15 protein-coding genes are annotated in these 15,166 nt (G+C 68.4%); 3 read left to right on the top strand and 12 right to left on the bottom strand.

What is annotated here, in order from left to right; genetic code table 11:
- Positions 1-6: 6 nt before the first annotated feature.
- The 5 genes from AC2FAN_RS07065 to AC2FAN_RS07045 form a co-directional block, all read right to left on the bottom strand.
- On the bottom strand, positions 7-996 hold the full coding sequence (locus AC2FAN_RS07065) for a branched-chain amino acid ABC transporter permease (RefSeq protein WP_476805186.1): 990 nt from the start codon (positions 994-996) through the stop codon (positions 7-9).
- A 21-nt stretch (positions 997-1,017) separates the two neighbouring features.
- Complete coding sequence (locus tag AC2FAN_RS07060; protein WP_265051571.1) at positions 1,018-1,905, bottom strand: branched-chain amino acid ABC transporter permease; 888 nt, start codon at positions 1,903-1,905, stop codon at positions 1,018-1,020.
- A gap of 167 nt (positions 1,906-2,072) precedes the next feature.
- Positions 2,073-3,278 carry an ABC transporter substrate-binding protein gene (locus AC2FAN_RS07055; protein ID WP_485173211.1) on the bottom strand — a complete coding sequence of 402 codons (1,206 nt, stop codon included), beginning with the start codon at positions 3,276-3,278 and terminating at the stop codon, positions 2,073-2,075.
- 79 nt (positions 3,279-3,357) lie between these two features.
- Positions 3,358-4,104 (bottom strand): ABC transporter ATP-binding protein, encoded by a 747-nt coding sequence (locus tag AC2FAN_RS07050; RefSeq protein WP_485173210.1) that lies wholly within the window; start codon positions 4,102-4,104, stop codon positions 3,358-3,360.
- Positions 4,091-4,858: an ABC transporter ATP-binding protein gene (locus AC2FAN_RS07045; protein ID WP_476805183.1), complete on the bottom strand. Its 768-nt coding sequence runs from the start codon at positions 4,856-4,858 to the stop codon at positions 4,091-4,093. The genes AC2FAN_RS07050 and AC2FAN_RS07045 overlap by 14 nt, the downstream gene beginning before the upstream one ends.
- A 408-nt stretch (positions 4,859-5,266) precedes the next feature.
- Between AC2FAN_RS07045 and AC2FAN_RS07040 the strand changes: the two genes are divergently transcribed.
- Complete coding sequence (locus AC2FAN_RS07040; RefSeq protein ID WP_485173209.1) at positions 5,267-6,910, top strand: caspase family protein; 1,644 nt, start codon at positions 5,267-5,269, stop codon at positions 6,908-6,910.
- Positions 6,911-6,994: 84 nt separating this feature from the next.
- On the opposite strand, the gene AC2FAN_RS07035 is transcribed toward AC2FAN_RS07040, so the two are convergent.
- Positions 6,995-7,900, bottom strand: a complete 906-nt coding sequence (locus AC2FAN_RS07035) for a LysR family transcriptional regulator (RefSeq protein WP_485173208.1) — start codon at positions 7,898-7,900, stop codon at positions 6,995-6,997.
- 98 nt (positions 7,901-7,998) lie between these two features.
- On the opposite strand from AC2FAN_RS07035, the gene AC2FAN_RS07030 reads away from it, so the two are divergent.
- Positions 7,999-9,240 carry an MFS transporter gene (locus AC2FAN_RS07030; protein ID WP_485173207.1) on the top strand — a complete coding sequence of 414 codons (1,242 nt, stop codon included), beginning with the start codon at positions 7,999-8,001 and terminating at the stop codon, positions 9,238-9,240.
- Positions 9,241-9,243: 3 nt separating this feature from the next.
- Here the strand turns inward: AC2FAN_RS07030 and bluB are convergent, their stop codons facing one another.
- From bluB to cbiE, 5 genes are read right to left on the bottom strand one after another with little or no spacing between them, the layout of a single operon-like run.
- Positions 9,244-9,855 (bottom strand): 5,6-dimethylbenzimidazole synthase, encoded by a 612-nt coding sequence (gene bluB, locus AC2FAN_RS07025; protein WP_485173206.1) that lies wholly within the window; start codon positions 9,853-9,855, stop codon positions 9,244-9,246.
- The gene (locus tag AC2FAN_RS07020) at positions 9,852-11,174 is read right to left on the bottom strand and encodes a cobyrinic acid a,c-diamide synthase CobB (protein ID WP_485173205.1); all 1,323 of its coding nucleotides are present in this window, start codon (positions 11,172-11,174) and stop codon (positions 9,852-9,854) included. The genes bluB and AC2FAN_RS07020 overlap by 4 nt, the downstream gene beginning before the upstream one ends.
- Positions 11,171-11,935 carry a precorrin-4 C(11)-methyltransferase gene (gene cobM / locus AC2FAN_RS07015; RefSeq protein WP_485173204.1) on the bottom strand — a complete coding sequence of 255 codons (765 nt, stop codon included), beginning with the start codon at positions 11,933-11,935 and terminating at the stop codon, positions 11,171-11,173. Before cobM ends, AC2FAN_RS07020 begins: the two co-directional genes overlap by 4 nt.
- Entirely contained in the window at positions 11,932-12,324 is a 393-nt protein-coding gene (locus AC2FAN_RS07010; RefSeq protein ID WP_485173203.1) for a cobalamin biosynthesis protein, read from the bottom strand. The genes cobM and AC2FAN_RS07010 overlap by 4 nt, the downstream gene beginning before the upstream one ends.
- Positions 12,321-13,571 (bottom strand): precorrin-6y C5,15-methyltransferase (decarboxylating) subunit CbiE, encoded by a 1,251-nt coding sequence (cbiE, locus tag AC2FAN_RS07005; protein ID WP_485173202.1) that lies wholly within the window; start codon positions 13,569-13,571, stop codon positions 12,321-12,323. The genes AC2FAN_RS07010 and cbiE overlap by 4 nt, the downstream gene beginning before the upstream one ends.
- Between cbiE and AC2FAN_RS07000 the strand changes: the two genes are divergently transcribed.
- Positions 13,570-14,334 (top strand): cobalt-precorrin-6A reductase, encoded by a 765-nt coding sequence (locus tag AC2FAN_RS07000; RefSeq protein WP_265051583.1) that lies wholly within the window; start codon positions 13,570-13,572, stop codon positions 14,332-14,334. The genes cbiE and AC2FAN_RS07000 overlap by 2 nt on opposite strands.
- Here AC2FAN_RS07000 and cobJ read toward each other — a convergent pair.
- Positions 14,277-15,050, bottom strand: coding sequence for a precorrin-3B C(17)-methyltransferase (cobJ, locus tag AC2FAN_RS06995; RefSeq protein ID WP_485173726.1), 774 nt, complete (start codon positions 15,048-15,050; stop codon positions 14,277-14,279). The genes AC2FAN_RS07000 and cobJ overlap by 58 nt on opposite strands.
- Between the last annotated feature and the right edge of the window lie 116 nt (positions 15,051-15,166).

Raw genomic sequence — 15,166 nt, 5'->3', positions numbered from 1 at the left:
CCGCCGCTAGAGCGGCTTCTTGATGGCTTTGGCGATGACGCCGACGATGCCCTCGCGGAAGAGCAGGACGCAGAGCACGAAGATCACGCCCTGGACGACGGTGACCCAGGCGCCCAGCGTCGCCAGGTAGTTCTGCATGGAGACGATGACGAGCGCGCCGACGATCGGGCCGAAGACGGTGCCGAGGCCTCCGACCAGCGTCATCAGCACGACTTCGCCCGACATCGACCAGTAGACGTCGGTGAGCGAAGCGAGCTGGAAGACGATGGCCTTGGTCGCGCCGGCGAGGCCGGCGAGCGTGGCGGAGAGCACGAACACCATCAGCTTGTACTGGTTGGCGCGATAGCCGAGCGAGATGGCGCGGGGCTCGTTGTCGCGGATCGCCTTGCAGACCTGGCCGAAGGGCGAGTGGATGATGCGGTAGATCAGCAGGAGGCCGGCCATGAAGATCGCGGCCACCAGCCAGTAGAGGGCGCGGTCGTCGGCGAGGCTGATCAGGCCGAACAGCTTGCCGCGCGGCACGGCCTGGATGCCGTCCTCGCCGCCGGTGAAGCGCGGCGTCTGCAGCGAGAAGAAGAACACCATCTGGGCCAGCGCCAGCGTGATCATGGCGAAGTAGATGCCCTGGCGGCGGATGGCGAGCGCGCCGAAGACGGTGCCGAGCAGGGCAGCGACGGCCGTTCCGAGCAGGATCGCCAATTCCGGCGTCAGGCCCCAGTTCTTGGCGGTGTAGGCGCTGACATAGCTCGCCATCCCGAAATAGGCGGCATGGCCGAAGGACAGGAGCCCGCCATAGCCAAGCAGGAGGTTGAAGGCGAGCGCGAACAGCGCGAAGCACAGCACCTTCATCACGAAGACCGGATAGGCGACGAAGGGCGCGATCACCAGCAGCGCCGCGATGGCGATGAACAGGTTGCGATGCAGGCGGGCCGTGCTGTCGTCGGTCTCGGTGAGGACGGTGGCGGCCGGGGTGTCGGTCGAGGCAAGGTCGGTCATGTCGTCGGATCCTTGCTTGCGTCAGGCCTGGCGGCCGAACAGGCCGGCGGGCTTCACCAGCAGCACCAGCACCATGATGATGAAGATCACGGTCGCCGCCGCTTCCGGGTAGAACACCTTGGTCAGCCCCTCGATCAGGCCGAGCGAGAAGCCGGTGACGATGGCGCCCATGATCGAGCCCATGCCGCCGATGACGACGACGGCGAAGACGACGATGATCAGGTCGCCACCCATGTTCGGATTGACCGAGTAGATCGGCGCGGCGAGCACGCCGGCGAAGGCCGCGAGCGCGACGCCGAAGCCGTAGGTCAGCGTCACAAGCAGCGGCACGTTGATGCCGAAGGCCTGGGTCAGGGTCGGGTTCTCGGTCGCGGCGCGCAGATAGGAGCCGAGCTTGGTCTTCTCGATCAGGAACCAGGTGCCGAGGCAGACGACGAGCGAGGCGAAGATCACCCAGGCGCGATAGTTCGGCAGGAACATGAAGCCGAGATTCTGGCCGCCCGAGAGCTGCGGCGGGATGGCGTAAGGCAGGCCGGACGAGCCGTACTGGTTGCGGAACAGGCCCTGGATGATCAGCGCCAGGCCGAAGGTCAGCAGCAGCCCGTAGAGATGGTCGAGATGGGCGATGCGCTTGAGCAGCAGCCGCTCGATCGCGATGCCGGTCGCACCGACGATGATCGGCGCCAGCAGCAGCGCCACCCAGTAATTGAGGCCGAGATAGTTCAGGCACATCCAGGCCACGAAAGCGCCCATCATGTACTGCGCGCCATGGCTGAAGTTGATGATGTTCAGGAGCCCGAAGATCACCGCCAGCCCAAGGCTGAGGATCGCATAGAACGAGCCGTTGATCAGGCCGAGAAGGACCTGGCCGAACAACGCCTGGGGCGGAATTCCGAGAAGCTCGAACATGAGGGGCTCTTCGCTTTTGTCTTCTGAGTGACTTCGCTCGCGTCATCCCGGACGGAGCGAAGCGAAGATCCGGGATCCATCACAGAGCGCCGAGCCCTTGGATGGATCCCGGATCGGCGCGGCCTTGCGGCCGCTTGTCCGGGATGACGAGCGCTAAACCGCGACCGTCACTTCTTGACGAGCGGGCACTCGCTCTCGGCGAGCGGCTGGAAGGCCTGCTCGCCCGGCAGCACGGCGATCTGCTTGTAGTAGTCCCACGGGGCCTTCGACTCGGACGGCTTCTTGACCTCGTAGAGATACATGTCATGCACCTTGCGGCCGTTGACGCGGATCGTGCCCTTGCCGAAGAGCGGGTCGTCGGTTGGCGTCTCTTTCATCTTGGCCATGACGGCGGCGCTGTCCTTGCTCTTCGCGGCCTCGACCGCCTTGAGATAGTGCAGCAGCCCGGAATAGACGCCGGCATGGACCATGGTCGGCTTCTTGCCGCCGTTGAGCTTGGCGAAGCGCTCCGACCAGGCGCGGGTCTGGTCGTCCTTGTCCCAGTAGAACGACTCCGTCAGGACCAGCCCCTGCGCCGCCTGCAGGCCGAGCGCATGGACGTCGCTGATGAAGACGAGGAGCCCTGCGAGCTTCTGCCCGCCGGCGACGATGCCGAACTCGCCCGCCTGCTTGATCGCGTTGGTGGTGTCGCTGCCGGCATTGGCGAGGCCGATGACCTTCGCCTTGGAAGCCTGCGCTTGCAGCAGGAAGGAGGAGAAGTCGGTTCCGGGGAATGGGGTGCGAACCGCGCCGACGACCTTGCCGCCGTTCTTGGTGACGGTGGCGCTGGCGTCACGCTCCAGTGCATGGCCGAAGGCGTAGTCGGCGGTCAGGAAGAACCAGCTGTCGCCGCCGGCCTTCACCATGGCGCCGCCCGTGCCCTGGGCCAGCGCATAGGTGTCGTAGGTCCAGTGTACGGTGTTGGGGCTGCAGGCCTTGCCGGTCAGGTCCGAGCTGCCGGCGCCGGAGTTGATGTGGATCTTGTTCTTCTCCTTGGTAATCTGGCTCACCGCCAGCGCGACCGAGGAGGTCGGTACGTCGAGGATCAGGTCGACGCCGTCCTGATCGTACCATTGCCGGGCGATGGTCGAGCCGACATCCGGCTTGTTCTGGTGGTCGGCCGAGACGATCTCGACCTTGATGCCCTTGTCGGCGGCCTTGAAGTCCTCGACCGCCATGCGCGCGGCGATCACCGAGCCCTCGCCCGAAAGGTCGGCATAGAGCCCTGAGCGGTCGTTGAGCACGCCGGCCTTGACCGAGATCTGCTGGGCCAGTGCCGGGCTCGCCATCAGGGCGGCGAGCGCGGTCGTTGCGAGAATGGTCTTGAGCTTCATCGTTGTTCTCCCTGCTGTGGTTGTCGGCGTTTCGCCGTGTTCTTGGCCGCGCGATGCCGGCGCCCGGGCAAAAAGCCCGTCAGACTCCGAGATATCTGTGCAGCTTGTCGATATTGGCGTCGAGTTCGGCGTTCGGGATCATATCGATGACCTTGCCCTGCTCGACGACATAGTGCCGGTCGGCGACCGTCTGGGCGAAGCGGAAGTTCTGCTCGACCAGGATGATGGTGAAGCCGTCCTGCTTGAGCCTGGCGATGGTGCGGCCGATCTGCTCGATGATGACCGGCGCCAGCCCCTCGGTCGGCTCGTCGAGCAGGAGCAGATGCGCGCCGGTGCGCAGGATGCGCCCGATCGCCAGCATCTGCTGCTCGCCGCCGGAGAGCTTGGTGCCCTGGCTCTTCAGCCGCTCCTTGATGTTGGGGAAGAGCGTGAAGATCGCCTCGAGCGAGAGCCCGCCGGGGCGGACCTGCGGCGGCAGTATCAGGTTTTCCTCGACGCTGAGCGAGGAATAGATGCCGCGCTCCTCCGGCACGAAGCCGATGCCGAGCCGGGCGATCGCCCGCGAGGGCAGCCCGATCGTCTCGGTGCCTTCCAGCACCACCGAGCCCTTGCGCTTGCCGATCACGCCCATGATCGACTTCAGAGTCGTGGTCTTGCCGGCGCCGTTGCGGCCGAGCAGCGTCACCACCTCGCCCGGCGCGACATCGAGGTCGACGCCATGCAGCACATGGGATTCCCCGTACCAGGCCTCGAGCCCGCGCACTTTCAGCAAAGGCGCGGTGCCCGTGGCTGCTGCCGGCGCCTTCAGGGCCTCAATGGTGGCCATGGCCGCCTCCCGAACCGATATAGGCCTCGATCACGCGCGGGTCCTTCGAGACCGTGGCATAGTCGCCCTCGGCCAGGACCTGGCCGCGCGCCAGCACGGTGATGCGGTCCGACAGCGAGGCGACGACCGAGAGGTTGTGCTCGACCATCAGGATGGTGCGGTTCTTCGAGACCTTGCGGATCAGCGCCTCGATGCGCTCGACATCCTCGCGGCCCATGCCGGCCATCGGCTCGTCGAGCAGCAGCATCTCGGGATCGAGCGCCAGTGTCGTCGCGATCTCCAGCGCCCGCTTGCGGCCGTAGCTGAGCTCGCCTGCCGTGAGCGACAGGAAGGGCGTGAGGCCGACAGCGTCGACGAGGTTCCTCGCCTCGTCGTCCAGGCTCTTCAGCGTGCGCTCCGAGCGCCAGAAGTCGAACGAATCGCCGCGCTTGCGCTGCAGCGCGATCCGGACGTTGGTCAGCACGGAGAGCTGCGGAAACACTGCCGAGATCTGGAAAGAGCGGACGAGCCCGAGCCGCGCGATCTCGGCCGGCTTCTCCCGCGTGATGTCACGGCCATTATAGAGAATGGTCCCGCGCGTCGGCGGCAAGAATTTCGTCAGCAGGTTGAAGCAGGTCGTCTTGCCCGCGCCATTCGGCCCGATCAATGCATGAATCGAACCGCGCCGGACATTGAGGTCGACGCCGTTCACAGCTGTAAAGCCGGCAAATTCTTTGGTTAGACCTGACGTCGAAAGAATATTGTCCTCAGGCATGCCGATTGCCAGCCCTCATCAGCTTTGTCTTTCTTGTTTGAGCGGTTCCCCTTGCATGTCATGCTGCACCGCGCCGGGAACATAAGTCAACGATCCCAGGGCTGGAAGCGGCTCGCGGAGCGGGCTTCTCATCCCTTGGTCTTATACCGCCTCTCTCCTGCAAATGGAGGATGCCGCGATCGGCCACGTCGCGCGATGGTGGCCCTTCGGAGCAAGGCTCCGAAATTCCGTTTGAACCTGGGACGAGGGAGGCGCGACCAACGGGTATTCTGGTTTACCGTCGGGAAGTGTTGCGGTAAAAATGTCTGTTGGCCTTCGTCTATCGTCGTCCGTTTATCATCGTGCAGTGCCCTTTGTCGGGCCTTTCGCGGCCAGAAGATATGTGCCGCAGCAGCAGGGGAGGTTGTCGTGAGCTTGACGTCTCTGGTTTCGGTGTTCCAAGCCCGGATGGCTGCGGCCTTTGCGCTGGTGCTCTGGGCCGTGGCGTTCGCCTCGCCCGGCTCCGCGGCCGTGCCGGAGCGGCGCGTCGCGCTGGTGATCGGTAACAGCGCCTATACGGCGGTGCCACCGCTCGCCAACCCGCAGCGCGACGCCAGGGGCATGGCGGCGGCGCTCAAGCGCCTCGGCTTCGACGTCGTCGAAGGCTATGACCTGAAGATGGACGAGATGACGGGCGTCGTGCGCGAGTTCGCGCAGAAGCTCGACGGCGCCAAGGCCGGCCTCGTCTACTATGCCGGCCACGGCATCGCGGTCGGCGACGAGAACTACCTGATCCCGGTCGACGCCTCGCTCCGTTCCGAGGCGGACCTCGATTTCCGCGCGGTCAACGTCCAGCTGGTGCTGCGCCAGATGCAGCGCGACGAGCGCGTCAACATCGTCATCCTCGACGCCTGCCGCGACAATCCCTTCGCCACTCAGCTCGCGGCGAAATCGCGTGCCGTCACGCGCGGCCTGACGGCGATCGAGACCCAGTCCGCCTCCGGCATCCTGATCGCCTTCGCGACCGATCCGCGCGCCACCGCGCTGGATGGCGAACGTGACGGCAACAGCCCGTTCACCTCCGCGCTGCTCAAGCACATCGAGACTCCCGAGGTCTCGATCACCACCGTGATGGATCGCGTGCGGGCCGATGTCTGGGAAACCACCGGCAAGAAGCAGAAGCCCTGGACGAATTCCTCGATCATCGGCGAGTTCAGGCTCAACCCGACGCTGAAGCTGGCTTCGGTCGATCCGAGCGCCGCAGCGACCAAGGCCATCGACGCCGCTGTGCCGATTCCGGCCATGCCGGTCGCCTCCTCGCTCGATCGCGCCCAGCTCGATGTGAAGACCTGGGAAGTGGCCGAGCGCGGCAATTCCGCACCGGACTACCGCGCCTATCTCGACGCGTTCCCGTCCGGCCAGTTCGCCACCTTCGCCCGCAACCGTCTCGCCAGCCTCGAGGCGGCCAAGCCCGCCGCCGGCTTCCTGGCGACACCGCCCGGCGTCACCGACGAGGCGCTGAAGAAGGAGATCGGCACCGCGCAGAGCGAAACGGCCATGAAGCTCTCGGCTCCGGAGCGGCGCGAATTGCAGAACCGGTTGCGTCTCAGCGGCCTCCAGCCTGGCAAGATCGCCGCCAATTTCGGCCCGAGCCAGCGCAAGGCGATCCAGGAGTGGCAGAAGAGCCGCGGCATCCCCGAGACCGGCTTCTTGACCGCGATGCAGGCGACGGCATTGCGGGCCCAGAGCGAGCCGGCCTACCAGCAGATGCTCGCCCAGGAAGAGAAGGCCGCGGCCGAGAAGAAGACCAGGAAGGCTGTTGCGGAGCGTCCGCAGGGCGGACGCGCCACCCGCAACGTCACCTATGAGGGCGACGAGATGTACCGGCGCGACATGGCCCGCGAGCGCGGCGTCGCTCAGGAAGGCTCGGGCACGACCTCGCAGCGCGGCACGGCCGGTGCCTATCGCGGACAGGTGCGCACGCGCGAGCCCGCCCCGGATACCGGCGGTGCCGCAGCCATCGGCTCGATCCTCGGCGGTGCCATCATGGGCGGCATCCTGCGCGGACGCTGAGCCAAAGCGGAAGACGAAACAGAAGAGCCGGCCGCATGGGCCGGCTCTTTGTTTTTGCAGGGGCTGCGATCCGCCGGCGCTTTGCTATGGCTCGGCGCAAAGACGCGCGAGCGCGGCGGCGAAGCTGCGGGCCGCGGGCCCGAGCGGCGCATCGAGGCGATGCCCGACATAGGCCTCCGCCGGGAGTTGCGCGCGGCGGCCGAGAACGCCGGTCTCGACGCGCGCGAGCCGGCCATTCGCAAGATCCTCGGCCGCAAGCCAGCCCGGCAATCGGCCCCAGCCCAGACCGGCCAGGATCATGGCGTGCTTGATGTCCTGCCCGCCGACGCGGCAGGTTCGCGGCGAGATCACGCCGATATCGCGCTGATCCGTCAACGGCGACCGGTCGAACTGCACGATCTGGAGATGATCGGCGAGCGCGGCGGCATCGAGCGGCCCCGCCTGTTGCGCGAGTGGATGCGCAGCCGCGACCACGGCGATCATCTCGATCGCGGTCAGGGCGTCCACCGCAATGCGGGGGTCGCGAAAGCTCTCGCCGACGATGATCGAGAGCTGGCTGCGCTTGTCCAGCAGCGCCGTGATCGGCCCGCCGAGCGCCTCGGCCGAGAGCCGTATCGCGACCGACGGATAGGTCTGGCTCATCTCGGCCAGGGCGGCGCCGACAAGCAGGGGCGGGAACAGCACGTCGACGGTCAGCGACAATTCCAGCTCTACCCCGTCGCGCAATCCTCGTGCCCGTGCCCGCATCGCGTCGACCCGCAGCAGCACGTCGCGGACATTGCTGAGCAGCGCCTGCCCTTCCGATGTCAGGGCGGGCCTGTGCCCCGAACGATCGAACAGGGCGATGCCGAGTTCGTCCTCGAGCTTTGCGACGGCGTGGCTGACGGCAGACTGCACCCGGCCGAGCCGGGCGGCCGCGGCGCGAAAGCTGCCAGCTTCCGCCACCGTCAGGAACATCCGCATCTGGTCGAGCGACAGGCTGTCGAGCATGATCGATTCCATAGATCGAGTTGATGCGGATTATCTCACTTCCGTCGATGAAGCAGAAGGTCCATCACAGCACAGGGTTCTCAACGAGGTGGGCCGTCTTGCGCGGAATTGAGGAAACAGCGGGCGGCGCGGCGGGCACGAACCGTATCGGTGCGTCGCCCACGACCGATTGGTGGCTCGTCGCCTTCGTCGTTACCGCCGGCATCGCCGCCTCGCTCCAGATCGGCAAGGCGGCTATCGCGATCCCGCTGCTGCAGGCGGAGACGGGCTACGATCTGGCCGTGCTCGGCTGGGTCAGCTCGATCTTCGCCGTCCTCGGCCTGTTCGGCGGCGTTGCGGTTGGCGCCCTCGCCACGCGCTTCGGCGACCGGCGCATCTTGCTGCTCGGTCTGGCGCTGCTCGCCTTCGGCAGCGCGCTCGGCGCCGGCACGTCCGGCTTCGCGCCGCTTCTGGCTTGCCGGCTCATCGAGGGCACCGGCTTCCTGATGGTCAGCGTCTCCGGTCCGGCGCTGCTGCGCCGCTGCGTGGCGGAGCGCGATCGGGAGATCGCGATGGCCCTGTGGAGCTGCTTCATGCCGGCGGGAATGGCGCTGGCGATGTTGCTGGGTCCGCTGTTCGGCAGCTGGCGCGCGATCTGGCTGGCGGGCGCCGCCTTCGCGCTCCTCGCCGCCCTGGCGGTGCTGCTGCGGGTGCCGGCTGGTGTCGGCGGCGCAAAGATATCGTGGCGCGGCCTCGCGGCCGATGCCGGCAACATGTTTCTCGCTCGCGGGCCGGTCCTGCTGGCGCTCTGCTTTGCGCTCTATGCGATGATGTTCTTCGCGGTGCTCAGCTTCCTGCCCGTCCTGCTGATCGAGCGCATGGGCAGCTCGCTTGCGCTGGCAGGCCTGCTCAGCGGCCTGGCCACGGCCGGCAACATCCTCGGCAACCTGTTGGCCGGCGTCCTGCTGCGGCGCCGGGTGAACCGCGCGTTGCTCCTCGCCGCAGCCAGCGGCGCCATGGGCCTCGCCGCGCTCTTCGTCTTCCTGCCGCTACTGCCGGCGGCAGGCGCCTTCCTCTGCGGTGTCCTATTCGCGATGGCGGGCGGCTTCATCCCCGCGACCCTGCTCTCGACGGCCGCCGCGATCGCGCCACGCCCCAACCTGGTCCCGACCGCGATCGGCCTGCTGATGCAGGGCAGCAATCTCGGCCAGGTGCTGGGGCCTGCCGTGGTGGGCCTGGTGATTTCCGGGATTGGCTGGTCGGGTGCGGCGGGGCTCGTCGCAATCCTCGCCCTTCTGGCGATGGCGACGTCGCTGGCCTTGCGCCGTGATGTCGCGCGCCTCGCGCGGGCGGGGGGCTGACCGTCAGCCCTGTTCCCAGCCGGCCCTGACGAGTTCGGGTAGGTCGGATTCGTCCTCCGGCCAGCCGACGCAGAGATAGGCGATCAGCTTCCAGCCGGGCTGCGCATCCACTGCCGCCGCGATCACATCCGGTTCGAGGATCGAGACCCACCCGACGCCGAGCCCATGCACGCGTGCCGCCAGCCAGAACTGCGTGATCGCCGCGACGACCGAATAGTCCAGCATCTCCGGCATGGTCCGCCGGCCGAGGCCATGGCCACGTCCTGTTCCGTGATCGCAGAAGACGGCGAGTTGCATCGGCGCTTCACGCAGGCCCTCAAGCTTGAGGCGGGCATAGAGCGCGGCCTGTTCGCCGTCGTAGGACGCCAACGCATCAGCGTTGCAGCGGCTGAAGCTGGCCTGCACGGCCTCGCGCTGCTGCGGCCCATCGACCGTGAGCCAGCGCCAGGGTTGCGAATGTCCGACCGAGGGCGAGAGCTGTGTCTGGGCGAGCAGCTCTTCGATCAGCGTGGCCGGCACCGGGTCGCGCCTGAAGCGCCGGACATCGCGACGCCAGCGCAGCAGTTCTCCGAACTGTCGGGCGAACGCCGCGTCGAAGACCGGGGCGCCGGTCACGCGGACGGCGCCGTCGCAATGGCATGGAAGAACGAGCCGGTCACCAGCCCGCGCCTGCTGCCGGCCGGGGCCGGAGCGGAGCCATGCGGGTCGCCGACCACGGCGAAGGGCGGATCCTCACCCTGCGCGACGATGCTGGCATAGTGGAACTCATGGCCCGTCAGGGTCGCACCGGCCAACCCGAGCGGGCCGTCGGCCTGCAGCACGGCGCGGCGATAGCCGAGATTCATCTTGCGTTTGGCGAAGGAGGTCTCGACCGAGAGCAGCCCTGCCATGCCATGCGAAACGCCGTCCGCATCCGTCAGGCTGCGGCCGAGCACCATGTAGCCGCCGCACTCGCCATGCACCGGCCGGGTCTGGGCGAAGCTGCGCAGGCCGCCGAGGAAACGTGCTGCCGCCGCGATCGTCGCGGCGTGGAGTTCGGGATAACCGCCCGGCAGCCAGCAGGCGTCGCAGTGCTCCGGCGGCGCCTCGTCCTGCAGCGGCGAGAACGGCACGAGTTCGGCGCCTGCCGCCCGCCATCCTGCCTCGACATGCAGATAGACGAACGAGAAGGCCGCATCGCGCGCGATGGCGATCCGCCGGCCCGGAGCCGGCAGGGGCGGGGTGTCGTGGGCGGGTGGCAACCTCGTCTCGCCGGCGGCTGCAATCACCGCATCGAGGTCGACGGCGGCCGCCACGGCCTCCGCCAGCGCATCGAGTCGCGCATGCAGATCGGCCGTCTCGCCCGCCTGCACCAGCCCGAGATGCCGCTCGGGCAGGATCAGGCTCGCTTCGCGCGGCAGGGCACCGAGGACGGGCATCCCGATGCGCTCCATGCCCTGCCGGGCGAGGCGTTCATGGCGCGCGCTGGCGACCTTGTTGAGGATCACGCCGGCCACGCGAATGCGCGGATCGTAAACCCGGCAGCCGAGCGCGACCGCCGCTGCCGATTGAGCCTGGCCGGAGACGTCGATGACGAGCAGGACCGGCCAGCCGGTCAGGGCGGCGATGTCGGCGCTGGCGCCGGTATGGCCCTCCGGCCCCGGCACGGCATCGAACAGCCCCATGGAGCCCTCGGCGATGACGAGATCGGCGGCTTCGATCGCATCTGCGGCGATGCGCCCGAGCAGGCCGTCCGGCATGGCATAGGAATCGAGATTGGCGCTGGGCGCGCCGGTCGCTGCGGCGTGGAAGGCCGGGTCGATGTAATCAGGCCCGCATTTCAGGCCGCGCACGGTGAGGCCGCGCCGGACGAGCGCACGCTGCAAGCCCAGGGTGATCGTCGTCTTGCCCGAGCCCGAGCGCGGGGCGGCGATGAGCAGGCCGCGCGCGCTCATGGGCCGCCCCGAGGCCGGAAGCGGCGGTCGTAATCGACGGAATAGAGCGCGCTCTCGCCGAAATCATCTGCCGCCAGCGCCGGGCCGACGAGGATCAGCGCCGTGCGTTCGAGAGCGCTCTCGCGAACCTGTCCGGCGATGTCGGCGAGCGTGCCGCGCAGCACGGTCTCGTCCGGCCATGTCGCGCGGAACACCACCGCGACCGGGCATGCCGCGCCATAGAACGGGGTCAGCTCCGCCACGAGCTGCTCGATCACATGGATCGAGAGATGGATGGCGAGCGTCGCGGCGGATGCGGCGAAGGTCGCGAGCGTCTCCTTCGGTGGCATGGCCGAGGCGCGCCCCGAGGTGCGCGTCAGCACCAGCGATTGCGCGACGCCCGGCAGGGTGAGCTCGCGCTTCAGCACGGCGGCGGCGGCGGCGAAGGCCGGCACGCCCGGCGTCACGCTGTAGGGAATGCCAAGCCGGTCGAGCCGGCGCATCTGTTCGCCACAGGCGCTCCAGATCGAGAGATCGCCGGAATGCAGCCGCGCCACATCCTGCCCGGCGAGATGTGCTGCCTCCATCTCGGCGATGATCGCGTCGAGATCAAGCGGGGCGGTGTCGACGATACGCGCGCCCGGCGGGCACCAGTCCAGCATCGCCTTCGGGATCAGCGAGCCGGCATAGAGGCAGATTGGGCAGGCGGCGATGAGATCGCGGCCGCGCAGGGTGATGAGGTCCGGCGCGCCCGGTCCGGCGCCGATGAAATGGATGGTCACGACGCGCTCCGCGCCAGCGCGCAGGTGACGCGCGCGGTCGCGATGCGCGGCTGCACCAGCGAGCCCCCCGGACCCGCCGCCGCGAGCGCCGCAGCCTCGGCGACCGAACCGACACCATAGAGCGAGGCGATGCGGGTCGAGCGCGTCGCGCAGGCGGCCTCGAAACCCTTCAGCGCCTCGTCGGGAATGGCGACGAGCTCGGCAGACCTGTCGGCGGCGGCGGCGATCATGCCGGCCTCCGCGACGCGGCTCGCCAGCGTGGCGAAACGCGCGGTCTCGCTGCCCGCAAGGCCGGCGATCGCCAGCGCCTCGTCGAGGCAGGCGAGGATGTCGGCAGCCCCCGTTCCGGGCCGGATGCCGATGCCGGCGACGAGGCGGCCGCCGCTCAAGGCTTCTCGACCCGCCATTGCGTCACCGGCATCGCTGGCCGCCAGCCATGCTTGCCGCCGACGGGTGCCAGCCGGTCGATCGAAATGCGCCTGAGCGAGCCGCCATGCTCGGCATGCAGCGCCGCGAGCTTCGCCTCGCCTTCGATCGTCACGACATTGGCGACGAGCCGGCCACCGGGCTTCAGCGCCGCCCAGGCGGCGTCGAACAGCCCGTCCTCCGTCAGTCCGCCGCCGATGAAGATCACATCCGGCGCCTCGCGCCCGACGAAGCCTGCGGGCGCTTCGCCGAAGACATCGACGGAGAGCCCGCCGAGCTCGAGCCTGTTGCGCGCGATACGCTCGGCGCGTTCCGGCTTCGCCTCGAAGGCGACCGCCCGGTTGCGGACATGGCGCTGGCACCATTCGACGGCGATGGAACCGGAGCCCGCTCCGACATCCCAGAGCAGTTCCCCGGCGCGCGGCGCCAGGGCAGATAGGGTGATGGCGCGGATTTCCGATTTGGTGATCTGCCCGTCATGGGCGAACCAATCCTCGTCGAGACCGGGCGTGAGCGGCAGAATATGGGCATCGCGCCCGGCCACGACATCGACCGCGATCATGTTCAGCGGCACGATGTCGTCGAAGGCGAAGGCATCGGCCCGCGTCTCGCGCACGCGCTCCTGCGGGCCGCCAAGCTGCTCCATCACGACGAGACGGCTGGCGCCGAGGCCGCGCGCGCGCATCAGCTCGGCGACGGCGCGCGGCGTCGTCTCGTCCCACGACAGGGCGAGGATGCGCGCGCCCGGCTGCAGATGCGGCACGATCCGATAGAGCGTGCGCCCATGCAGCGAGACCAGCGCGCATTCCTCCTGCGGCCAGCGCATCCGCGTGCAGGCCATCGAAAAGGAGGAGAGCTGCGGAATGATCCGCATTTCCGCGGCCGGGATGGCGCGGCTCAGGCTGTTGCCGATGCCGTAATGAAAGGGGTCGCTGGTCGCGAGCACGCAGACCTTGCGGCCGCGCTCGGCCAGGATCTGCGGCAGCGCGTTGCGGAAGGGCTGCGGCCAGGGCCTGAGCTCGCCCGGCACGGAGCCGACGAGCGCGATGTGCCGCTCGCCACCAAAGACGATCTCGGCCTCGTTCAGCGCAGAGAGCGCCTCGCGGCTGAGGCCTGCGGGGCCGTCTTCCCCCAGCCCGACCAGCGAGAGCCAGGGCGTCGGCGCCTCGCGGCTCGACAGGGCATCCGATTCACGTAAGACTGCCGACATGACCGTCCTCATCCTTGGCGGAACGAGCGAAGCTGCTGCGCTTGATCAGCTTCTGGCTGATCAAGCTCCGGAAATCCGTGCCATTATCTCGCTGGCGGGGCACACCGTCGATCCCCGGCCGACGAATCTGCCGGTGCGCGTCGGCGGCTTCGGCGGCATCGACGGCTTGAGACAATATCTCGTCGAGCAGGGCATCGTCGCGGTCGTCGATGCGACCCATCCCTTCGCCGCGATCATGCCCTTCAACGCCGAGCACGCCTGCAAGGCGGAAGGCGTGCCGCTGTTGGCGATCCGGCGCGAATCCTGGGCGCCGCGCGCCGGCGACCGCTGGAAATCGGTGCCGGATATCGATGCCGCCGTGCAGGCCCTCGGCGAGGCGTCGCGCCGGGTCTTCCTCACCGTGGGCCGCCTCGAACTGCCGGCTTTCGCCGATGCTCCCCAGCATCGCTACCTCGTGCGCGTCATCGAGCCGATCGGCGACCGGCTGCCGGTGCCGCATGTCGATGTCATCCAGCAGCGCGGGCCGTTCGACACTGACGACGAGGAGGATCTGATGCGCCGCGAGGGCGTGGAGATCCTGGTCAGCAAGAATTCGGGTGGCCCGGCGACGGTCGGCAAGCTCGCGGCGGCGCGCCGGCTCTCCCTGCCGGTGGTGATGGTCGAGCGGCCGCCCAAGCCCGATGTCGAGACCGTCGATCATATCGATCAGGTCCTGCCCTGGCTGGTGGCGCAGGGGCTCTTCGTCACCGAGCGCGGGGTGTAGACGTAAGGCGCGGCGCCCTCGCGGGCGATCAGCCGCGTGCTCGATGCCCCGATCATCACCAGCGTCGCCATATCGGCCGTGCCGGCTGTCGCGATCGCCTCAGCGAGCGTAAGAACGCGCAGGATCTCGTCCGGCCGCCCGACGGCGCGGGCGAAGAGCACGGGCGTTTCAGCCGCGCGGTGCTCGGCCGCCAGCTCCAGCGCCGCGCCGAGCTGCCAGGGCCGCGCCTTCGAGATCGGGTTGTACAGGCAGATCACGAAATCGGCGGCGAGGGCCGCCGTCAGACGCGCCGTCACAACTTCCCAAGGCTTCAGGTTGTCCGAGAGCGAGAGCGCGCAGAAATCGCCGCCGAGCGGTGCTCCAGCCCGCGCCGCCGCCGCCAGCATCGCGGTGATGCCGGGCTCCACCGTGATCGGGATGACCAGCCACTCCGCCGGCCCGGCTTCCAGCGCCTCGAACACCGCCGCCGCCATGGCGAAGACGCCGGGATCGCCACCCGAGACGACCGCGACCTTTCGGCCCTCGGCAGCCAGCTTCAGCGCGTGGGCGGCGCGCTCGACTTCGACGCGATTATCGGAGGCATGCTTGGTCCGGCCGCTCCGTTCCGGCACGCGGTCGAGATAGGGGCCGTAGCCGATGAGATCGCTGGCGGCATCAAGCGCGGCCTGCGCGGCCGGAGTGATCCATTCCGGCGTGCCGGGGCCGAGGCCGACGATGGTGAGGGAGCCTGTCGCGGTCGTGGCCTTTTTCTCTGCCTTGTCCCGCTCCGCGCCGTCATCCCGGATCGGCGCGGCTGCGCCGCTTGTCCGGGATGACGGCGGCGGTGAAACAG

The sequence above is a fragment of the Allobosea sp. RIT-PG3_2 genome, assembly GCF_057321085.1.
Note: the sequence above shows the minus strand (reverse complement) of the source record. Positions and strands in the feature narration are given on the sequence as shown.